General features: G+C 67.3%; 16 protein-coding genes and 1 pseudogene. All 17 read right to left on the reverse strand.

Going from position 1 to position 17,886, the window contains the following annotated elements:
- A pseudogene (locus tag AC5RUH_RS08845) lies at positions 1-741 on the reverse strand (hypothetical protein); the annotation flags it as partial.
- The gene (gene flhA / locus AC5RUH_RS08850) at positions 716-2,770 is read right to left on the reverse strand and encodes a flagellar biosynthesis protein FlhA (protein WP_494128376.1); all 2,055 of its coding nucleotides are present in this window, start codon (positions 2,768-2,770) and stop codon (positions 716-718) included. The pseudogene AC5RUH_RS08845 and the gene flhA, both read right to left, overlap by 26 nt.
- Positions 2,770-3,948, reverse strand: coding sequence for an EscU/YscU/HrcU family type III secretion system export apparatus switch protein (locus AC5RUH_RS08855; protein ID WP_494128377.1), 1,179 nt, complete (start codon positions 3,946-3,948; stop codon positions 2,770-2,772). Before AC5RUH_RS08855 ends, flhA begins: the two co-directional genes overlap by 1 nt.
- Positions 3,949-4,710 (reverse strand): flagellar biosynthetic protein FliR, encoded by a 762-nt coding sequence (locus AC5RUH_RS08860; protein ID WP_494000436.1) that lies wholly within the window; start codon positions 4,708-4,710, stop codon positions 3,949-3,951.
- Entirely contained in the window at positions 4,710-4,985 is a 276-nt protein-coding gene (gene fliQ / locus AC5RUH_RS08865; RefSeq protein ID WP_494000437.1) for a flagellar biosynthesis protein FliQ, read from the reverse strand. The genes AC5RUH_RS08860 and fliQ overlap by 1 nt, the downstream gene beginning before the upstream one ends.
- A 2-nt stretch (positions 4,986-4,987) precedes the next feature.
- Positions 4,988-5,839, reverse strand: a complete 852-nt coding sequence (fliP, locus tag AC5RUH_RS08870; RefSeq protein WP_494000438.1) for a flagellar type III secretion system pore protein FliP — start codon at positions 5,837-5,839, stop codon at positions 4,988-4,990.
- Positions 5,840-5,853: 14 nt separating this feature from the next.
- The gene (locus AC5RUH_RS08875; protein WP_494128378.1) at positions 5,854-6,600 is read right to left on the reverse strand and encodes a FliO/MopB family protein; all 747 of its coding nucleotides are present in this window, start codon (positions 6,598-6,600) and stop codon (positions 5,854-5,856) included.
- Positions 6,601-7,299, reverse strand: coding sequence for a flagellar motor switch protein FliN (gene fliN, locus AC5RUH_RS08880; RefSeq protein ID WP_493979153.1), 699 nt, complete (start codon positions 7,297-7,299; stop codon positions 6,601-6,603).
- Complete coding sequence (locus tag AC5RUH_RS08885; protein ID WP_494022517.1) at positions 7,296-8,213, reverse strand: flagellar motor switch protein FliM; 918 nt, start codon at positions 8,211-8,213, stop codon at positions 7,296-7,298. Before AC5RUH_RS08885 ends, fliN begins: the two co-directional genes overlap by 4 nt.
- Positions 8,214-8,355: 142 nt before the next feature.
- Positions 8,356-9,447 (reverse strand): OmpA/MotB family protein, encoded by a 1,092-nt coding sequence (locus AC5RUH_RS08890; protein ID WP_494128379.1) that lies wholly within the window; start codon positions 9,445-9,447, stop codon positions 8,356-8,358.
- Positions 9,444-10,265, reverse strand: a complete 822-nt coding sequence (locus AC5RUH_RS08895) for a motility protein A (RefSeq protein WP_494000442.1) — start codon at positions 10,263-10,265, stop codon at positions 9,444-9,446. Before AC5RUH_RS08895 ends, AC5RUH_RS08890 begins: the two co-directional genes overlap by 4 nt.
- Entirely contained in the window at positions 10,266-10,583 is a 318-nt protein-coding gene (locus AC5RUH_RS08900; RefSeq protein WP_494012690.1) for a flagellar FlbD family protein, read from the reverse strand.
- Between the two features lie 265 nt (positions 10,584-10,848).
- Positions 10,849-12,795 carry an HNH endonuclease signature motif containing protein gene (locus tag AC5RUH_RS08905; RefSeq protein WP_494128380.1) on the reverse strand — a complete coding sequence of 649 codons (1,947 nt, stop codon included), beginning with the start codon at positions 12,793-12,795 and terminating at the stop codon, positions 10,849-10,851.
- Between the two features lie 1,213 nt (positions 12,796-14,008).
- Positions 14,009-14,266 (reverse strand): RHS repeat-associated core domain-containing protein, encoded by a 258-nt coding sequence (locus AC5RUH_RS08910; protein WP_494128381.1) that lies wholly within the window; start codon positions 14,264-14,266, stop codon positions 14,009-14,011.
- A gap of 543 nt (positions 14,267-14,809) precedes the next feature.
- Complete coding sequence (locus tag AC5RUH_RS08915; protein ID WP_494128382.1) at positions 14,810-15,982, reverse strand: flagellar hook protein FlgE; 1,173 nt, start codon at positions 15,980-15,982, stop codon at positions 14,810-14,812.
- Positions 15,983-16,072: 90 nt separating this feature from the next.
- Entirely contained in the window at positions 16,073-16,516 is a 444-nt protein-coding gene (locus AC5RUH_RS08920) for a flagellar hook assembly protein FlgD (RefSeq protein WP_494128383.1), read from the reverse strand.
- A 13-nt stretch (positions 16,517-16,529) separates the two neighbouring features.
- On the reverse strand, positions 16,530-17,258 hold the full coding sequence (locus AC5RUH_RS08925; RefSeq protein WP_494128384.1) for a flagellar hook-length control protein FliK: 729 nt from the start codon (positions 17,256-17,258) through the stop codon (positions 16,530-16,532).
- Between the last annotated feature and the right edge of the window lie 628 nt (positions 17,259-17,886).

Genomic DNA, 17,886 nt, shown 5'->3' on the forward strand with positions numbered 1-17,886 from the left:
AGTGGCTCGGGCCGCCGCGCGCCGACCCGTCCCGGCCGTCCGGTTGGCGGGTCCGGCGGCCTCCCGGGAGTCGTCAGCTTGGGCTGCCGCGGGCAGGGCCGAAGCCGCCGAGGCTGCGTCCAAGGCCGGGATTGTGGCTGCCGCTGCCACGGCGGCGTCTTCCGCACCGGGGACTGCCGTGGCGGGGGCTTCCAAGGCCCCTGCACCTGCCCCCGGCCCCGGCGCGGTCGCGCCGCCGGAATCTGCTGCAGCGTCCTTCGGGGGCTTTGGGTCGTTCCGCCGCCGTCCCCAGCCGGGCCTTGCCGCCGCGGCTCCGGGGCGCTCCGCCTGCCCGGCAGCCTCCGGCGGCGGTTCCTCCAGTCGGGCGCCCTTGGGCAGGCGGGTGGGCCGCGCCGTGTTGAGGGTCAGGTTGTCCATGATGACCGCGAACTGGTCGGTGTGGGTGGAGACGTGCAGTTCCGGCGCCTTGCCGTGCAGCCTGGATTCGGTGCGCTCGGCGTCGGCCAGCAGCGCCGCGATTCCGGCGCGGGCCTTCTGGTCCAGGGCATGCTGGCCGCGCACGGCCGAGGCCGGCAGTTCCACCGTGACTTCGTAGTGCTCGCGGGCGAAGAAGCCGCGGATGCCGCCGACCGTGACCTTCTCGGCCGCGACAATCTTCGCGTCGGGTCCGTGGTCGGCCAGGACCTTGGCCTTGAGTTCCTGGAGGGAAGCGCCCTTAAGCTGCAGCCGTCTGGCCGACACGTACTACCCCCACGGTCTCGATCTTCACGCTGGCGGAGGTGACCTCCTGATAGGACAGTACCGGAAGTCCCCCGGCCTGCGCCGAGACGAGCCGCCGGATGGCCGGGCGCAGCGCGGGCGCGCACACGAGCACCGCGGTGAGGCCGTTGGCTTCCACTTTCTCCAGCGCATCCCGCAGCGAGGCCAGCACGGCTTCGGTCCGCTCGACCGAGAGCAGGATCTGCGTGCCGTGCTCGGACGGGCGCATGCCCTCCAGCATGGACTGCTCCAGCGTGGGATCGATCATGATCACCCGCAGCAGCTGCCTGTCCAGGTACTGCGCGGTCAGGGCCGGGCCCAGCGCCTGCCGGGCGGCCTCGATCAGGCCCTCCGGGTCGGTGGACGACTTGGCCTTCAGCGCCAGTGCCTCGTAGATGCGCGGCAGGTCGTTGATCGGGATCTGCTCCGCCAGCAGCCCCTGCAGCACGCGCTGCACCTCGGCCAGCGACAGCAGCGACGGGGTGAGTTCGTCCACCGCGGACGGGTTCACCGACTTCACACCCTCGGTCAGCACGCGCACGTCCTCACGGGTCAGCAGCCGGGCGGCGTTGGCGGAGATCAACGAGGACAGGTGGGTGACCAGCACGGAGACCCGGTCGATCACGGTGGCTCCCGCCATCTCCGCGCTGTGCCGCATCTCCGCCGGGACCCACTTGCCGGCCAGCCCGAACACCGGCTCCACCGTGGCGATGCCCGGCAGCGATTCCAGGTTGTCCCCCAGCGCCAACACCTTGCCGGCCGGGGCCTCGCCGCGGCCGGCCTCCACGCCGGCAATCCGGATCACATAGGTGGACATCGGCAGGTCGATGCTGTCGCGGGTGCGCACCGGCGGCACCACGACGCCCAGTTCCATGGCTATCTTCCGGCGCAGCGCACGCACCCGCGCCAGCAGGTCGTCGGAGGCGCCGGAGACCAAATCCACCAGGTCCGGGGCCAGCTGGATCTCCAGCGCGTGCACCCGCATCTGTTCAATCAGGTCCTCGGTAGTCTCCGAAGCGGGAGCCGCCTGACCCGCCTCGGCGGCGGCGGCGTCGTCGTCCTTGGCCTTGGCCGCCTCGGTGGCCTTGAGCCGCTGCGCCATGAAGATCAGGAACGCGCCCACCAGGATGAACGGGATCTTGGGCATGCCCGGGATCAGGGCCAGCAGAATGGCCGCGCCGCCGGCGATCATCAGCGCCTGCCGGGACTGGGTCAGCTGGTCGGAGGCGTCGGAACCCATTTCGGAGTCGGCATTCGAACGCGTCACGACCATGCCGGTGGACACGGCCATCAGCAGCGCCGGGATCTGCGTGACCAGGCCGTCGCCGATGGTCAGCAGGGTGTAGGTGCTGACCGCGTCGCCGATTTCCATGCCGCGCTGCAGCATGCCGATGGCGATGCCGCCGACGATGTTGATGATGATAATGATGATGCCGGCGATCGCGTCGCCCTTGACGAACTTCGACGCGCCGTCCATCGCGCCGTAAAAGTCGGCTTCGGCGGATACCGCGGCACGGCGTTCCCGGGCCTGCACGTCGGTGATCAGCCCGGCGTTCAGGTCGGCGTCGATCGCCATCTGCTTGCCCGGCATCGCGTCCAGCGTGAAGCGAGCCCCCACCTCGGCCACGCGCTCGGCGCCCTTGGTGACCACCACGAACTGGATGACCACCAGGATCAGGAACACCACCGCGCCGATGATGATCGAGCCGCCCACGGCCACGTGGCCGAAGGCCTCGATCACCTGCCCGGCATAGCCGTCGCCCAGCACCAGCCGGGTAGACGCCACGTTCAGGCCCAGCCGGAACAGCGTGGCCACCAGCAGCAGCGACGGGAACACGGAGAAGTCCAGCGGCTTCTTCACGAACATCGTGGTCAGCAGGATCACCAGCGCCAGCAGGATGTTCACGATGATCAGCACGTCCAGCAGTCCAGCCGGAATCGGCACCACCAGCAGCAGGACGATGCCCACCACGCCGATCGGGACGGCGAGCTTGGAGAGGTTGCGGTTCATCAGTCACCTCCGGGTGACGGTAGGGACAAGGCTCGGCGGCCCTGCCGGGTTGAAGCGTGGGCGGCAGCGTCGGCGTCGGTCATGGCCGGCTCCGCCATAGTGTGGACGCCTGCGGCTGTACCGGCTGAGGTGCCGCGGGCCTTCAGGCTCATGACGAAGGCCAGCACGCGGGCCACGGCGTTGTAAAGCTCCAAGGGGATCTCCTGGCCGATCTCGCAGGCGCCGTGCAGCGCCCGGGCCAGCGGGACATCGCGCACCACCGGCACGCGGGTGGTTTCGGCTTCCTCGCGGATGCGGGCGGCAATGTTGCCCGCCCCCTTGGCCACCACGCGCGGCGCCGACTTTCCCGGTTCGTACTTCAGCGCCACCGCGTAGTGGGTCGGGTTGACCAGCACGACGTCGGAGCCTCCCACCGCGGCGATCATGCGGTTGCGGCTCATCGCCAACTGCCGCGAGCGCCGCTGCGACTTGATCAGCGGATCGCCCTCGGAGCTCTTGTTTTCGTCGCGGACTTCCTTCTTGGTCATCCGGGTTTTCTTGCGGTTGCGCCGGATCACGACCATCACGTCCAGCGCGGCCAGCATCAGGCCGGCGATGATCGCGGTCTGCAGCAGGCCGGCGGTTCCGCCGCCCGCAGCCTCGAGCAGCGATCCGACCGAGAGCCCGCCGGCGGTCATCAGCACCGGGACCAGGCCCTGGATCACGAAGTAGAGAGCGAGCCCCACCACCACGGTCTTCAGCAGCGCCTTGGCACCCTGCCAGAGCGCCTGCAGGCCGAACACCTTCTTCAGCCCGTTGACCAGGTTGAACTGCTGGGTCTCGGGTTTGAACTTCTTCCAGTGGATGCCGCCCTGCAGCGCCGCACCCGCGATGATCACGGCGACCACGGCCAGGAACATCGGCGTGAGCGTGTACATGATCGTGCCCAGGCCGTCCTCGAGCGCCTTGACCACCAGCCCCGGGTCCGGCGACTCGATCATCCGCGTGACGGTGAACATCTGGTCGGTGCCGGCCTGGGAGGCCCGGCCGATGGTCATCGGCAGCATCAACGCGGCCGCGCCCACGCCCAGCCACGCGGTGAGGTCCTGGGATTTGGAGAGCTGGCCCTTCTGCCGGACTTCCTTCATCCGCTTGGCGGTGGCTTGCTCTGTCCGTTCTTCGGAGGTGTCCTGCGACATCTAGCCCACCACCCCCGTCAGTGCCGTCACGGCCTGTCCGGCGAGCGAGGAGACAATCCGCGGCAGCGCCACGAACACCACGCCGGCCAGGGTCAGGGTCAGGAAGATCTTCAACGGGAAGCCCAGCGCAAACGCGTTCAGCGCCGGGGCCACCCGGGTGAGCAGGCCGAGGCCGGCGTCGGCCAGGAACAGCACCACCAGCAGGGGTCCGGCAATCTGCACCGCCGCCAGGAACATCTGCGTCACACCGGTGATGATCAGCTGCACCGGCTCGGCCAGGTCGACTCCCCCGCCCAGCGGCAGCGCGGTGAAACTGCGCGCGAGCCCGCCAATGATCAACTGGTAGCCGTCGGAGGCGAACAGCAGCGCCAGCGCGGCCATCTGGAACAGCCGGGTGAACTGCGCGCCGTTGACCATGGACTGCGGGTCGAACGCCTGCGCCATGGAGAAGCCGCCGAACAGGTCGATCAACGTGCCCGCCGACTGCACCGCGGAGAACACCACCAGCACGAGGAACCCCAGCAGGGCGCCCACCAGGATCTCCAGCACCAGCGCGCCGAAGAATCCCGCCGTGCTCATCGGCTCGTACCCGTTGGCCACCCGCGGGGACACCGCCAGGGCCAGTCCGACGCCGAGCATCGCCTTGATGCGGGCCGGGATGGCTCCGTAGGAGAACGGCGGGGCAATCAGCAGGAAAGCCACCATGCGGACACCTGCCAGCATGGTGGCCTCGATCCACGCCTGGTCGAGCGGGATGTTCATTATCCGCCGCCGAGCAGGCCGGGGATTTTCTCGAACATTTCCTGCGTGAAGGAGACCATCTCCGAAATCATCCAGTGTCCGCAGATCAGCAGCGCCACGGCCACGGCCACGGCCTTGGGCACGAAGGACAGCGTGATTTCCTGGATCTGTGTCATGGACTGGACCAGGGAGACGGCGAAGCCCACCACCAGCGCGGTGACCAGCACCGGGGCGGAGAGTTTGGCGGCGACCAGCAGGCCCTGCAGGCCGATGTCGAGGACGGCGTTTGTATCCACGGCTAGGTACCGTAACTTCCGACCAGGGCGGTGATGATCAGGCCCCAGCCATCCACCAGCACGAACAGCAGGATCTTGAAAGGCAGCGAAATCATCACCGGCGGGAGCATCATCATGCCCATGGACATCAGCGCCGAGGCCACCACCAGGTCGATCACGAGGAACGGCACGAAGATGACGAACCCGATGATGAACGCGGCGCGCAACTCGGAAATCATGAACGCCGGGATCAGGGTCTGCAGCGGCACGGCCTCGGGATTCTCCGGGTTGGGCAGGTCGGCCGCCCGCATCATCAGCGCCAGGTCTTCTTCGCGGGTGTGCGCCAGCATGAAGTTCTGCAGCGGAGCGGCGGCGGCGCCCACCGCATCCGTGAAGTCCGTGGTCCCTTCCATGTACGGCTGGACGCCCAGCTCGTTCACCTGGGTCAGCACCGGCCACATGATGAACAGCGACAGGAACAGTGCCAGCCCGGCCAGCACCTGGTTCGGCGGGATGGAGGGCAGGGACAGCGCGTTCCGGGTCATCGCCAGCACCACGAAGATCTTGGTGAAGGACGTCATCATCAGCAGCAGCGCGGGGGCCACCGACAGCAGCGTGATGCCCAGCAGCGTGATGACGGCGGACGACGGCGTGCCGTTGGGCCCGTTGATCTCCACCGAGAACCCGCCGTCGCCGTCCGGCGAGCCCGGTTCGACGGGGGCCAGCGGGTCAACGGGGGGAACCGGGGCGACCGGCGACGCGAAGGCCGAAGGCGCGCTCAGGATGGCAGCGGCGACGGCAAAGGCCACTGCCAGCAGTAATGCCAGCAATGCTGCGGTGGCCAAACGCGGCCAGCGGCCCGCCGTCAAGGCCATGATGCCGGTGCTTCTCAACGCGAACGGACCTGCTTCAGGGCTTCGGCGGTCTGCTTCCAGGTGGACGGAGACAAGATGGACCCGGCCAGCGGGGAATCCGGCGCCTGCTCCTGCCGGCCGGCCGGACGCGACGCCCGGCGGCCCGTGCGGACGGAACGCCGTCCGCCGTCGATCGGATACAGCCCCGCCTGCCGGAGGGGAATGACGTCGCCGTCGTGGTGCGGCTCGTCGAACTCCTGCGCGACGTCACGGTGCCCTTGAAACGTTTGTTCGACGGGCGGCTCGGGCATAGCGGCGGCACGACGGGCCGCGCGGCGCGGGACACCGGCGTCGCCGTCGGAAGGTGTTGCCGGACGGGCGGCGACGGCAGCGTCGACCGACCCCGATGGGGCCGTGACGTCCCCACCGGCCTGGTCCTGGCCCGAGGCGCGGCCGGTGGCCAGCTCCAGCAGCCGGGAGAAGCTGTCCGCCGCGGTCTGTGGGGCACGGTGGGCGGGCTCGGCCGTCTCTTCGACCGGCGCTTCGCGGCTGTCCAGCACGTGCACCGCCTGATCCGTCACGCCCAGCACGAAGCGCTGGCCGTCGGCGTCCACCACCACGACGGCGGCCTTGGGCCCGATGGTCTGGCGTTCCACCACGCGCACCAGCTTGCGGGCGCCGGTGCGGGCGCCGCGGCTGAAGCGGCGCTGCAGCACCCAGAGCAGCCCCAGCACCACGGCCAGCGAGAGCGCTACCCGCACGGCAAGGACGACTGTCTCCATCTAGAGGAGTCCTTCGGGCACGTCGAGGATCTTGGTGATGCGCACGGCGTAGTCCTGGTCGACGACGACGACCTCGCCGTGGGCGATCAGGCGGCCGTTGAGCAGCACGTCGGCGGGGGCGCCAGCCGAGCGGTCCAGTTCGATCACGCCGCCCGGTTCCAGGTTCAGCACATCGCGCACGGACATCCGCGTTCGGCCGATTTCCACCGTCAGGGCCATTTCGACGTTGTTGATGCGGCCCAGCTTGGCCAACACCGAGTCGTCGGCGCCGTGGCCGGCCGGGTTCTCGCGCAGCCGGATGGCGAACCAGCCGCCGGCCTCGCCGTCGCCGCCGGTGAGCTTGAAGACGGCGGCTTCCGGATCGGAGAACAGCGCCGCGGCGTTGCCGACGCGTGCCTCGCCCAGCACACCGGCGCCGAGCACGGATGTGGCAGCTTCCAGCGCCGGGCGCAACAGGTCGGCGGCCGAAACCAAGGGGGAATCCGTGCCCGCGGCGGCGGACAGGGCGGCCTGGTCGGCCACCACCAAGGCCACGTCGGCCGAGGTTCCGCCCACGAAGGACCCGACGACGGCGGAGGCCACCTGCCCCGGCAGCGGCCCGCCTTCATCCTGGCGCACTGCGTAGAGCGGCGTGTTGGTGGGCAGCAGCCCCAGGAGCGCGTCGGCGGCAGCAGCCTGAAGGGTCTGGGTCTGTGTCATCGGGCGTTCTCCTCGGTTGTAACAATGACTCCGGCCAGGCGGTTGCCGTTGGCGCCCACGGCGGCGTGTGCCAGCCGTTCGCCGTTGATGGCAACATCCAGCGGGCGGTGTTGCGGGTGCGGCAGCGGCAGCAGGTCGCCGATGGCCAGGTCGAGGACCTGGCCGGGCCGCACGCGCATGGGGGCGAACTGCAGGGATACGTCCACCGGGATTTGCACCAGCTGGGTCTCCAGCAGTTTTCGCGCGTTGGCCGGGCTGCTCATCGCGAACGAATCACGCAGCTGGGTCAGCAGTACCTCGGCCGGGATGGCGACCGTGGCGGGCGCGGACAGGTCGCCGACACGGATTTCGAAGGTGGCAACGATCATCAGGTCGTTGGTGGCCGCCGCCTGCGCGAACTGCGAGTTGTAATGGATCTGGTCCAGGCTGATGGGCGTGGTGAGCAGGGAACCCAGCGAGTAGCGCAGGTCCTCCAGCGCATCCTCCATCAACCGGCTGACCAGGGCCTGTTCAATCTGCGTGAACTTGCGGTCCGGATAGTCGTGGCTGCCGTTGCCGCCCAGCATATGGTCGACCCACGTCATCGCGGCCTTGGTCGGAAACTGGATCACGGCCTTGCCGGTGATGTCATCGAGGGCGCAGAGAACCATCGCAGTACTGGCCGGCAACGAGGCCGCGTACTCGTCGTAGGTCTGCATCTGGACCTGCTCCGACGTGACCGTGCAGATCACGCGGACCTTGGCAGTCAGCTGGGTGCCCCACTGTCGGGCGAATGTTTCGAAGGCCAACTCCAGCACGCGGGAATGCTCGCGCGCCAGGGTGGTCGGCCGCCGGAAGTCGTAAACTTCGACGGCTCTGGCCGGCTTTTCGGGCGCGCTAGAGTGCGCATGTTCCTGGACCGTCACAGCAGGCACTATCGGCAGCGTGGTTCGGCATGTTAGGAGTTTGGATAATGCGGGTGGGGTGCCCCGCCGCACGTCCAACTCGGCCGTGTCAGAGGCGGGCGCTCAGTGGGAGGACTACCAACGCCGGCCGGCCGGTGCCAAAGGCGTGCGCTCAGTGGTCGGAGGATGCCCCGCCGGGCGCCGGCGCGTAGGTGGCGTCCGGCCCCGGGCCGCCGCTGCGGCCACTACCGGTAACCACGTCGCGCCCGGAGCTTTTACCCGGTTCGCCTGCTACGCGCTCGGCAGGTTTGTCCTCAGGGGCTTCGGTTTCAGCCGACTCGGCCTCCGCCTTTTCCGCAGATTCAGCTTCGGCGGCCTTCTTGGCCAATTCCGCACGTTCCGCGGCGGCCTCTTTAGCGGCACCGGCAGGATCCTTCATGACTTCGGGAATCAGGTTGCGGATGGCCTCCGGCTGGCCGGAGAGCACCACAATGTCCACGCGGCGGTTTATGGCGAGATCTGCATCACTCCCGCTGCGGGTCAGCGGCCTGGATTCGCCGAACCCGACCGCGGAGATGCGGTTCGAAACCACGCCGCTGTCTTCCACCAGATGGCGCAGCACGTTCACGGCACGCTCCGAGGAAAGCTCCCAGTCCAGTGCGTTCGGGTCCAGGTGGCGCACCTGGGCCGTGTGCCCTTCCACCTTCAGCTCGTAGCCGACCGGCCTCAGCACCGGACCCACCACGTTCAGGACCTTGATGGTCTGCCGGGTGAGCACCGGCGAGTCGGGCTCGAAGAAGGTCTCGCTGCCGATCAGGCGAACGGTCAGGCCGCGCTCGTCAAGCTGGAAGCGGACAGCTTTTTCAAGGCCTTCTTCCTGCAGCCCCTTGGTGATCTTTGCCTGGATGTTGCGCAGGTCGTTGACTTCCTTGATGGCCACGTCGAGATCGGTTTTCAGTTCACCCTCGGTGTCCTCTTCGGCGTCGCCACTGGTAAACCCCTGGCCCTCCTCGTCAATGAGTTCAGACGGGACCACTACCCCTTCGGCCGTGTCGACCGCCTGCGTGCGTTCCACGCCGAAACCCGTGGCCAACGAGTTGGCCAGCTTCTCGAACTTCGCCGCATCCACCGTGGACATGGCGAAGAGCACGATGAACATACACATCAGCACGGTGACCATGTCCATGTAGGAGGCCATCCACCGCTCGTCCGGGTGCTCGTCCTCTTCCGCGCCGAGAGGCCGGCGCGGGCGCCGCGACTTCATGCTGCCTTGACCGCAGGCTTGTCGTCGGACTTCCCGGATTTGCCTTCCTTGGCCGGCTTCCCCGCGCCCATCTCATGCTCCGGAACCATGGCACGCAGGCGTTCGCCCAACAGCCGCGGCTGGCTGCCGGCCTGGACGGCCAGCATGCCTTCCATCAGCAGGGTCATGCGCTCGGTTTCAAGGTCGGCCAAGCGCCTCAGCTTGCCGCCGATCGGCAGCCAGATGAAGTTGGCGGAGAGCAATCCCCACAGCGTGGCGACGAACGCCGTCGCAATCATCGGTCCGAGGGTGTCCGGGGTGGAGAGGTTTTCCAGCACGTGCGTCAGCGATACGACGGTGCCGATGATGCCGATGGTCGGGGCGTAGCCGCCCATGCCCATGAAAAACTTGGAGGATTGGCGATCGGCGCGCGCCTTCGTGCTGATCTCGTCTTCGAGAAGGATCCGCAGTTCCTCGCCGTCGGTGCCGTCGGCGATGTTCTGCAGCGCCCGCTGCATGAACGGGTCCTTTTCCTCGGTCGCCTCTGCGTCCAGTGCCAGCAGGCCCTCGCTGCGCGCCTTTTCGGCCAGCTCGACGACTCGGTCAATGACCGTCTGGGGCTTCGCCACCTTGCCGGTGAAAGCCCGGGGCAACGCTTTGAAGGCGTGCAGGCCGTCCCTGAGGGTGGTGCTGGCCAAGCCCACGGCGATAGTTGCACCGAAGACCAGGATCATGGGAGCCGGGATGAGGAGCGCCGAGACGTGGGCGCCCTCGAGGGTGATCATGGCATAGAGCGAGCCGAAGGCCAGCAGGAGGCCAATAAGTGTTGCGGGATCCATTTACGTATTCCTAGGGCGCAGCGGCACAGTGTTGCCGGGGTCCGCGGAGTCGTCTCCGGGGGCCGGGGCGGCTGGTGGCACGAGGCCGAGCTGGGGGTGACCGTGCTGGTGGACTGAAGGCGGCAACTCACGGGCCAGGTGCAGCACGTAGGCGCGGTAGCTGGCGATCATCTCGATGACCTGGCTCATCGTCTCGATGACGATGTACTTGGCGCCGTCAACCATCACCAAAGTGGTGTCCGGGTTGGAATGGACGCGCTCAATCAGGTCAGGGTTGACCGCAAACTGGCTGTCATTCAGCCGCGTTACTACGATCATTGGCCCCGTCCCAGGTCTCTCGAGGGCTCCGGTGAGCCGCTACCTACTACCTTCGGCCGCGCGCGCCCCGCGGTTAGCTGCCCAGCCCACTTGTCGCGCGCGTCACGCGGAGAGTGGCTGGACTTGGTCCTGATTCCGGGTCTTGCCGCAGCAAGACATTCACTCAGCGACCCTAAAGAAGGCCCCAGCTGCTGTCTGGGTGGTGATTCATCCCGTAGCTCCCGTAGCAAGACTGGACAGCGGGCATCGCGGGAGGCCTGCCTCATCATCCAGTGGCTTGGAGTGGTTGGGGTGGGATGTGGGTGTGCCAGTAGGTGTTGCGCAGCGGTTTGCGGCGGGGGTCGATGTAGTCCGGCGGGGTGAACCAGGGGATGCCGTCGACGACGTTGATCTCCCAGTTCCCTTGCTCGATCAGGTCGTGGTGGAGCAGGCAGAGGCATACCCCGTTGTTGACGTCGGTGCGGCCGCCGGCCCACCACGGGATGATGTGGTGGGCTTCGGTCCAGAACGCGGGCATGCTGCACCCGGGGAAGGCGCAGCCCTTGTCCCGTGCGACCAGGGCCCGGCGGATGGCGCGGTTGAAGAACCGTTGGGACCGGCCCAAGTCCAGGACCTCGCCTTCTGAACCGAGGACGGCCGGGATGATCTCGGCGTCGCAGGCCATCCGGCGGACCGTGGTGGCCGAGACGGGGCCGGTGAAGACCGCGTTGCCGCCGCCGGAGAGCAGCCCGGCCAGCTGGTCGTATCCGGTGGTGACGATCACTTGGGTGCGGTGCCCGCCCGAGTCCGGAAGCCTGCCGGTGTTCAGCGCGATCCGGCAGGCCCCGACCAGTCCCGCGAGCAGTTTCTGCGCCCGGGTGGCGTCATCCATCGCCTCCACCACGGTCGGGTCCACACCGGCGTGGCGTCCGCCGGTGCGACCGGATCCGGCAGCCGCGCTGCCGTCCGCAGCGGCCCCGTCCGTCCCACCCGCGTCAGCGGTATCGGCTCCGCCCCTGCCTGCCTCCGTGGTACCGGTGCCGGTGCCGGTTTCGGTTCCTGTTCCGGTTCCGGTGCCGGTTCCGGCGCCGGGAACATCATGGTTACCGCCGCCGTTGGCCGTGCCGGCGGCCGTGGTTCCGCAACCTGCGGTGCGGGGCTCACCCGAACCGGCCGGGCCGGCGTCGGATGGGCTGTTGACGGCAGGGCCGGTGGCGGCAGGAGCTGTGGCGGTGGTTTCTATGGCGTCGGGGCGGATCCTTGGGTTCGCGGCGCTGTTCATCACGGTGGCGAGGGCTTCGTACTGGGCGTCGGTGGTGTTGATGACGAACTGGTGCAGCCCGCGGCGCCGGCCGCGGTAGAACATGCCCTGCCGGGCCCGCAGTTCCTCCTCGGACGGTTCGGCACCGTCCTGGTCGACGGCGGTTTCCCACGTCCTGGCCACCATCACCAGGGTGTCCGCGTCGGCGTCCGCGGCCTGCCGGACCAGCGACGCTTCCATCGCCTGCAATGCCTCCGGAGTGCCGGCGTGGCGGGCCCGGTCCAGGGAATCGACCACCAGGGCCGCGGACTGGCCGCTGACCTCACCGCCGGCCATGGCCTCGGCCAAGACCGGCAGCGCCGGCGCACCCGGTTCCCCGTTCAACCGCACCGGCGCGGCGATCGCCTTGCCGACCCGCAGCCGGCGCCGCGCCTCCACAATCCCGATCCCCAGCCGGGAGCGCAGATACTCCGCCGTGTTCGCGAACTCCGTCTTGCGGCGGCGCTGCACCCGCTTGGACCCGGACAGGTCCGGGTTCACTGCGTCCACGCCGCCGCCGGTTTTGATCGCCGCCGCCGGATCCGCCCACTCCCCCGCCCCCGCGCCGGCACCTGCTCCCGCCTCAACGCCGGATTCAGGCCCAGCCGCCGTCGCGTTTTCCCCGATGGGGGGCATGTCCGCCTGCTCCACGGCTTCGGCGTCGGCGCCTTGGCCGGCTCCTGCCGCCAGCGCCGTCGACTGTTCCCCGGTGGCGGCGATGTCCGCCCGCTCCACCGCGTGGGCGCCGACGACCTGCAGGAACTCCACGAGCTTCGAAACGTCCTCGACCGCCGCCACCTTATTGACCAGGTCCCGGGTACGCAGGGACCCCGACTCCGCGGGAAAACGGTCGGCAACATCCTGCAGCAGGACAAACGCCTGAGCCAGGGATGCGTCGATCTCCCCGGTGCGTTCCAACGGTGCAAGAGCCATACCACAATTTTATTCGTACACACATTCGATAGCCATCAAAAGGCGCCATTGTGTAGGAGTAGTGGCACGCCACTCAAGCAACTGGTGCCGAGGTTTGATTTCGCGGCAAAGAAAAAGCGGCCGACTGCGAACGGTGCAGGCGGCCGCTGCAGCTGCCCGCGAACCGTCGGGCAGCTGCACTTCGGTGGTAATCATTTCGCAGCTCCGGGAAGGCGGACCGCAACCGGAGGGTCATCCCCTGTGACCGTCGGAATGCTCACGTGTGAACGTTTCCGGGACCGGGCGCGCCTTTCGGCAGCGCGGCGGAATCCGACAAGGGCGGTACGTGATCTTAGGGGTGACGATGAGGAAATGGTCTGCAATCTCTCTACCATCCTGTAGGCGGTGCCCCTCTAGATCGCAGGCCCGATCCGATAAAAAGAAGCTTGGATCCATCTCCGCTCAGCCGGAGTAGGGGTTACGCTCATCCCACTCCCGTTCCAGCCGCGGCCGCACCCGGAGCCGCGCGTCGCTGCCTCGACCGGCGCTCCAGAAGGAGTGCAGTCACCCCCGCCGCAACCGCTGCGACGATCGTGGCGATTAAAAGAAGGGGCAGCAGATCCGAAGGCACGGTCAGTGCCAGGGCCGTCATCGTCAGGACGAAGGCGGCCGTTGCCAGAAGAACCACACATCGCAAGCATCAGTACGAGGGCGGGAGTGATAACGGCAACTCTTAGTTTCATCACGAGTCCTCATAAGTTGTGTAACCCAATGCCCACACACACACACCCAGCCCTCCGACGGCTCCCACTACAGATGCGAGGGTTCCGAGACGGCCATGTTCGAAACCAGGGCCGGTTCGCGTTCGGCGCCCAATTCAAGGTTCTCCACGATGCTTGCGTTCGCTGTCGAATAAGAACATAGCCAAAAACATGAGGCCAAGTATGGTTACGAGGATGAGTGTCCAATTCGACTCAGTAATCATGAAGTAGATGCCAGCAACCAGCATCAGGACTAGCGGTATGCCCATCATGAGAGTGAGGAATCGCCCTCTTTCACGGTAAGTCCAGACCTGCCCTCTTTTCGGGAACATTGTCACTCCAATCTAACGAAGGGCGTTACCTATCCGAGCCAAGTCTCCGAGGAAAGCAAGATAGTTCAGACCATTTCTATGCTCGTGGCGTCTGCTGGGTTGTCCGTTACTAAATCTGCAAAAAATTACCTGCAGCAACGCTCAGCGCGCAACTGGCTCCGAGGGTAGACGGTCCCCCATCCCCCGCTCAGAGTGCCCAATCCGAGGGCAACGGAAGCGGCGACCCCGCTCGAGGGGAGTGTCGAGGGTGTCCTGCTGGGTGAAACGTGCAGTGTCAGGGTTGTAGTAGCGGGCACCGAACTTGACCCAGCCGGTGGCGCGGTCCTGGATGGCTTGCTTGAAGAGGTAGGGGTTTGGGCAACGGCGATGGATGTCTGAAGCGTCACCTTCGTTGAACATTCATTACGTATCCCCAAACTGCAGTCGCGAGCAATACAACAGCGCACAGAAGGATAGCTGCTCTAGGAACGGCTTGACTCGAATCTAAAACGAGCGCGGCGTATAGCGCCGCCAACAGCGCAAAGATCGCCATGGACATGTATACAGCGATGTGCTGCCTCTTACGCATGCCCTTCCTCGATTCGCTTGGGCTGACTGCACTTTAACAAGAGTCCGCAGCTCCTATGCTCGGTGCCCGCGGAGACCACGGCCCCAACCACTAGCGGAGCCGCAGCAGCCCCCACTACAGTCCGTCCACGGTGAGCACCGGCGAGATGACGGGCGGGATGTCCAGCGGGGGCACGCCGAGCTCCTGCTCGACGACGATCGGATCCCACCCGCCGCCCTATTAGATGCGTGTCCTAGACATGAACCTGCCCCCCCCCCGGTATAGGGACGAGTGTAATGCAGATCACACAAATAGGAGATAGCCCCAGTCCGAACGTATCGGACCGGGGCTATTTTCCCATGTCTGCTAGGAGACAGGGTAAAAGTTGCGGAATTCTAGCGCTTCAGGTTAGTCAGTTCCTGCAGCACCTCATCGGAGGTGGTGATGATGCGGGCGTTGGCCTGGAAGCCGCGCTGCGCGACGATCAGGTTAGTGAATTCCTGAGAGAGGTCCACATTGGACATTTCCAGCGAGCCGCCTGCCAGCGTGCCGAGGCCGCCGGTGCCTGCAGTGCCGAGTTCCACCTGGCCGGAGTTGGCAGTTGCACGGTACGACGACGAACCCGCCTTTTCGAGGCCTCCCGGGTTGGTGAAGTTGGCCAGTGCAACCCGGCCGACGACAGCCTGGTCCCCGTTACTAAAGGATCCCATGAGTGTGCCATCCGGGCTCATGGTGAAGGATTCAAGGGTTCCGGCCGCACGACCGTTCTGACTGTCGAATCCAACGGTAGTCATGCCTGCGTAACCGCTGAGACTCGTCAGATTAACGTTGATGCCGTCAACCGCCATGGGGCCGCTAGGCGTCAGGACGCCGTTCCCGTTGAGCGCAAGCGATGCACCGACAGTCCCGCTGCCGGTCTTGGAGACATCCCAGCCGTCTGGTGTCCGAGTGAACGTCAGGGAGAGGCTGGCCTTGGTGCCGTCCGCCTTAAAGACCTCAACATCGCGGACGAGGGCATCTGCTTGCTTCGCGTCAGACGGAAGGTTCCCTGCGAGCACTGCCTCGGAAGTGGCACGGGCCTTGGAAATGGCGTCGGGGGAAAGATCGATTGCGCCAATGGGGCCGCCAACGGGCATGTTTCCGTCGGCATCTGCCATCCAGCCCTGCAGGATTGCACCGTCCGGGGAGACGAGGCGCCCCATGGAATCGAGTTCGAAGGCGCCGGCGCGAGTGTAAAGCTGCTCGCCGCCCTTGGTGGTGACGAAGAATCCGTCGCCGGAGATCATCATGTCGGTGGCCTTGCCAGTGGCCTGCGAGGAGCCCTGGGTGAAGTTGGTGGAGATGCCGGCCACCTGCACGCCGAGGCCCACCTGTGCGGGGTTGGTGCCGCCGGCCTGGGCCTGCGGGCCGCCTGCGCCCTGCGTCATCTGGGACAGGGTGTCCTGGAACTGCACCGAGGAGGCCTTGAAGCCGGTGGTGTTGACGTTGGCGATGTTGTTGCCGGTGACATCAAGCATGGTCTGGTGGGAGCGAAGTCCGGAGATTCCGGAGTAGAGGGAGCGGAGCATGATCAGCGCCTTTCGGATCGTGGAACGGACGGGTAATTCAGTGATTGGGAAAATTTGTTGGCGGCACAAGCCGGCTTAGGGGGCAGCATCTCAGGCGGCGGCACCCCCGGTGGTACCGGCGGCGGTGATCCCGGCGACCAGATCCAGCGGGATCTCCTTGCCGTCCACGATCACCTGCGGGACCGGCCCGGCATAGGACACCGAAGTGGCGGTTCCCGTGACGAGCGAACCGTCCGCGCCGTAGTAGCTGACCTCGCGGCCCACCAGCGACGCGGCTACGCCACGCATCTGCAGGGAGAAGTTTTCCTCGCTGGTGGTGGTCATGGTCGCGATGCTTTCCATCATGGCCAGCTGCGTGGACTGGGAGATCATCTGGTTGGTGTCCATCGGCGAGCTGGGGTCCTGGTTTTGCAGCTGGGTGACCAGCAGGTGCATGAACATCTCGCCGTCCATGGACTGCTTCGGTGCGCGCACGGGCGGGGCGGTATACGTCGGGGCGACTGTGCCAACGGGCGCGACTGAGTCGGTGGGCATGGTTCTCCTTGTCTCAGGCCAGCACGTCGAGGCTGGTCGATATCCCGTAGGGACGTCTCAGGGCGGATGGGTCGGTCGTGTCCGGGGCCGTGTCTGCGGCGGTTCCGGTGGCCGTGCCGGGGCGGCCTTCCTGTCCCTGCGGGCCGCCGGAGGGCCGGCCGTCGGGGCCGAACTGCATGCCGGGGCGCGCATCGTTCGGGCGGTTCTGGTTGGAAAGGTCCAAGTTGGCGTTCAGGCCGGTGGCGGCAAGATCGCGTTTCAGGTCGGCCATGACGGCGCGCAAGGCGTCGCGGCCGGCGTCATTCGGCGCGAAGAGCTCCACGCGGACGCCCTCCCCCGTCACGTGGGCTCGGACGGTGACCGGGCCCAGGTTGTCGGGCGTGACGCTGATGGTCATCACGTGCTCGCCGGGCTTGGCCTGCGCGAGCGTAAAGAGCGGGCGGGCCACCTGCGCGGTGAACGGCAACTGCTGGTTCGGCGGGACGGGAGCGGCGGCTGCGGCGGGCGCGGCGGCCGTCGGCTGGGACACCGGGACCGGCTGTGCGGCGACCGGCACCTGGAGGCCCGGCTGCACCTGATCGGTCTCGCCGCGCACTGCGCTGGCTGCGGCTGTTGCGGTGGCGGCTCCGCCGTGAGCCGGAGTGCCCGGCGAGGGTTGTCCGGGAAGCACGACGCCGGTGGTCGGCTGCGTGGGAATGGTTGCCTGGGCTGCGGGCTGGGTGGAAACTGCCGGCGCGATCATGCCGGCCTGTTGGTTCTGAGCAGTGTCGCCTGTCCCGGCCGCCGGCGCAACACCGGCTCCGGCCGCGGACGCCGCTGCGGCTGCCCCTGGTCCGGCGGCCGGTCCGAGTGCACCCGCCGCGGTTGCGGCAGAGTTCGCCAGCGCAGATGCCGGACTTGCTGCGCCCTGTTCGGCCACGTTCTCGCCGTTGATAGCGTTCGCGGCGGACGGGGCACCAGCAAGGGTTGAGGATGCTCCGGCGTGGGCAGCAGCCGGGCCAACCGGGCTGACCCCAACGGAGGCTCCGTCGCCGCTTGCGTGACCGGTGACCGAGGCGGGCCAGCCACCGGTACCGCTAAATGCGCCGGACACACCGGTTGCATCCGTTGCACCGAGGCCAGCTGAAGTGTCCGCGCCGGCGGCCTGCGGGCTTCCGGCGCCAGCGTCGGCCGGCACCAGGGACTGAACTGTCTCCGCGTCCTCTTCGCTGATCGGCGTCCCCGCGTTGGTCGTATCACCGGCGGTAAGGCCTTGCCCGACCAGGAGCGGCCAGGGTGCCGGAGAACCTTCGGGACCAGCGACTGCGGCTGCCGGATCAGTCGCCGCAGTCCCGCGGGACGGGCCGGTGACAGAGCCGGTGGTCCCGGTG

This window comes from Arthrobacter sp. Y3223166, from assembly GCF_059090935.1.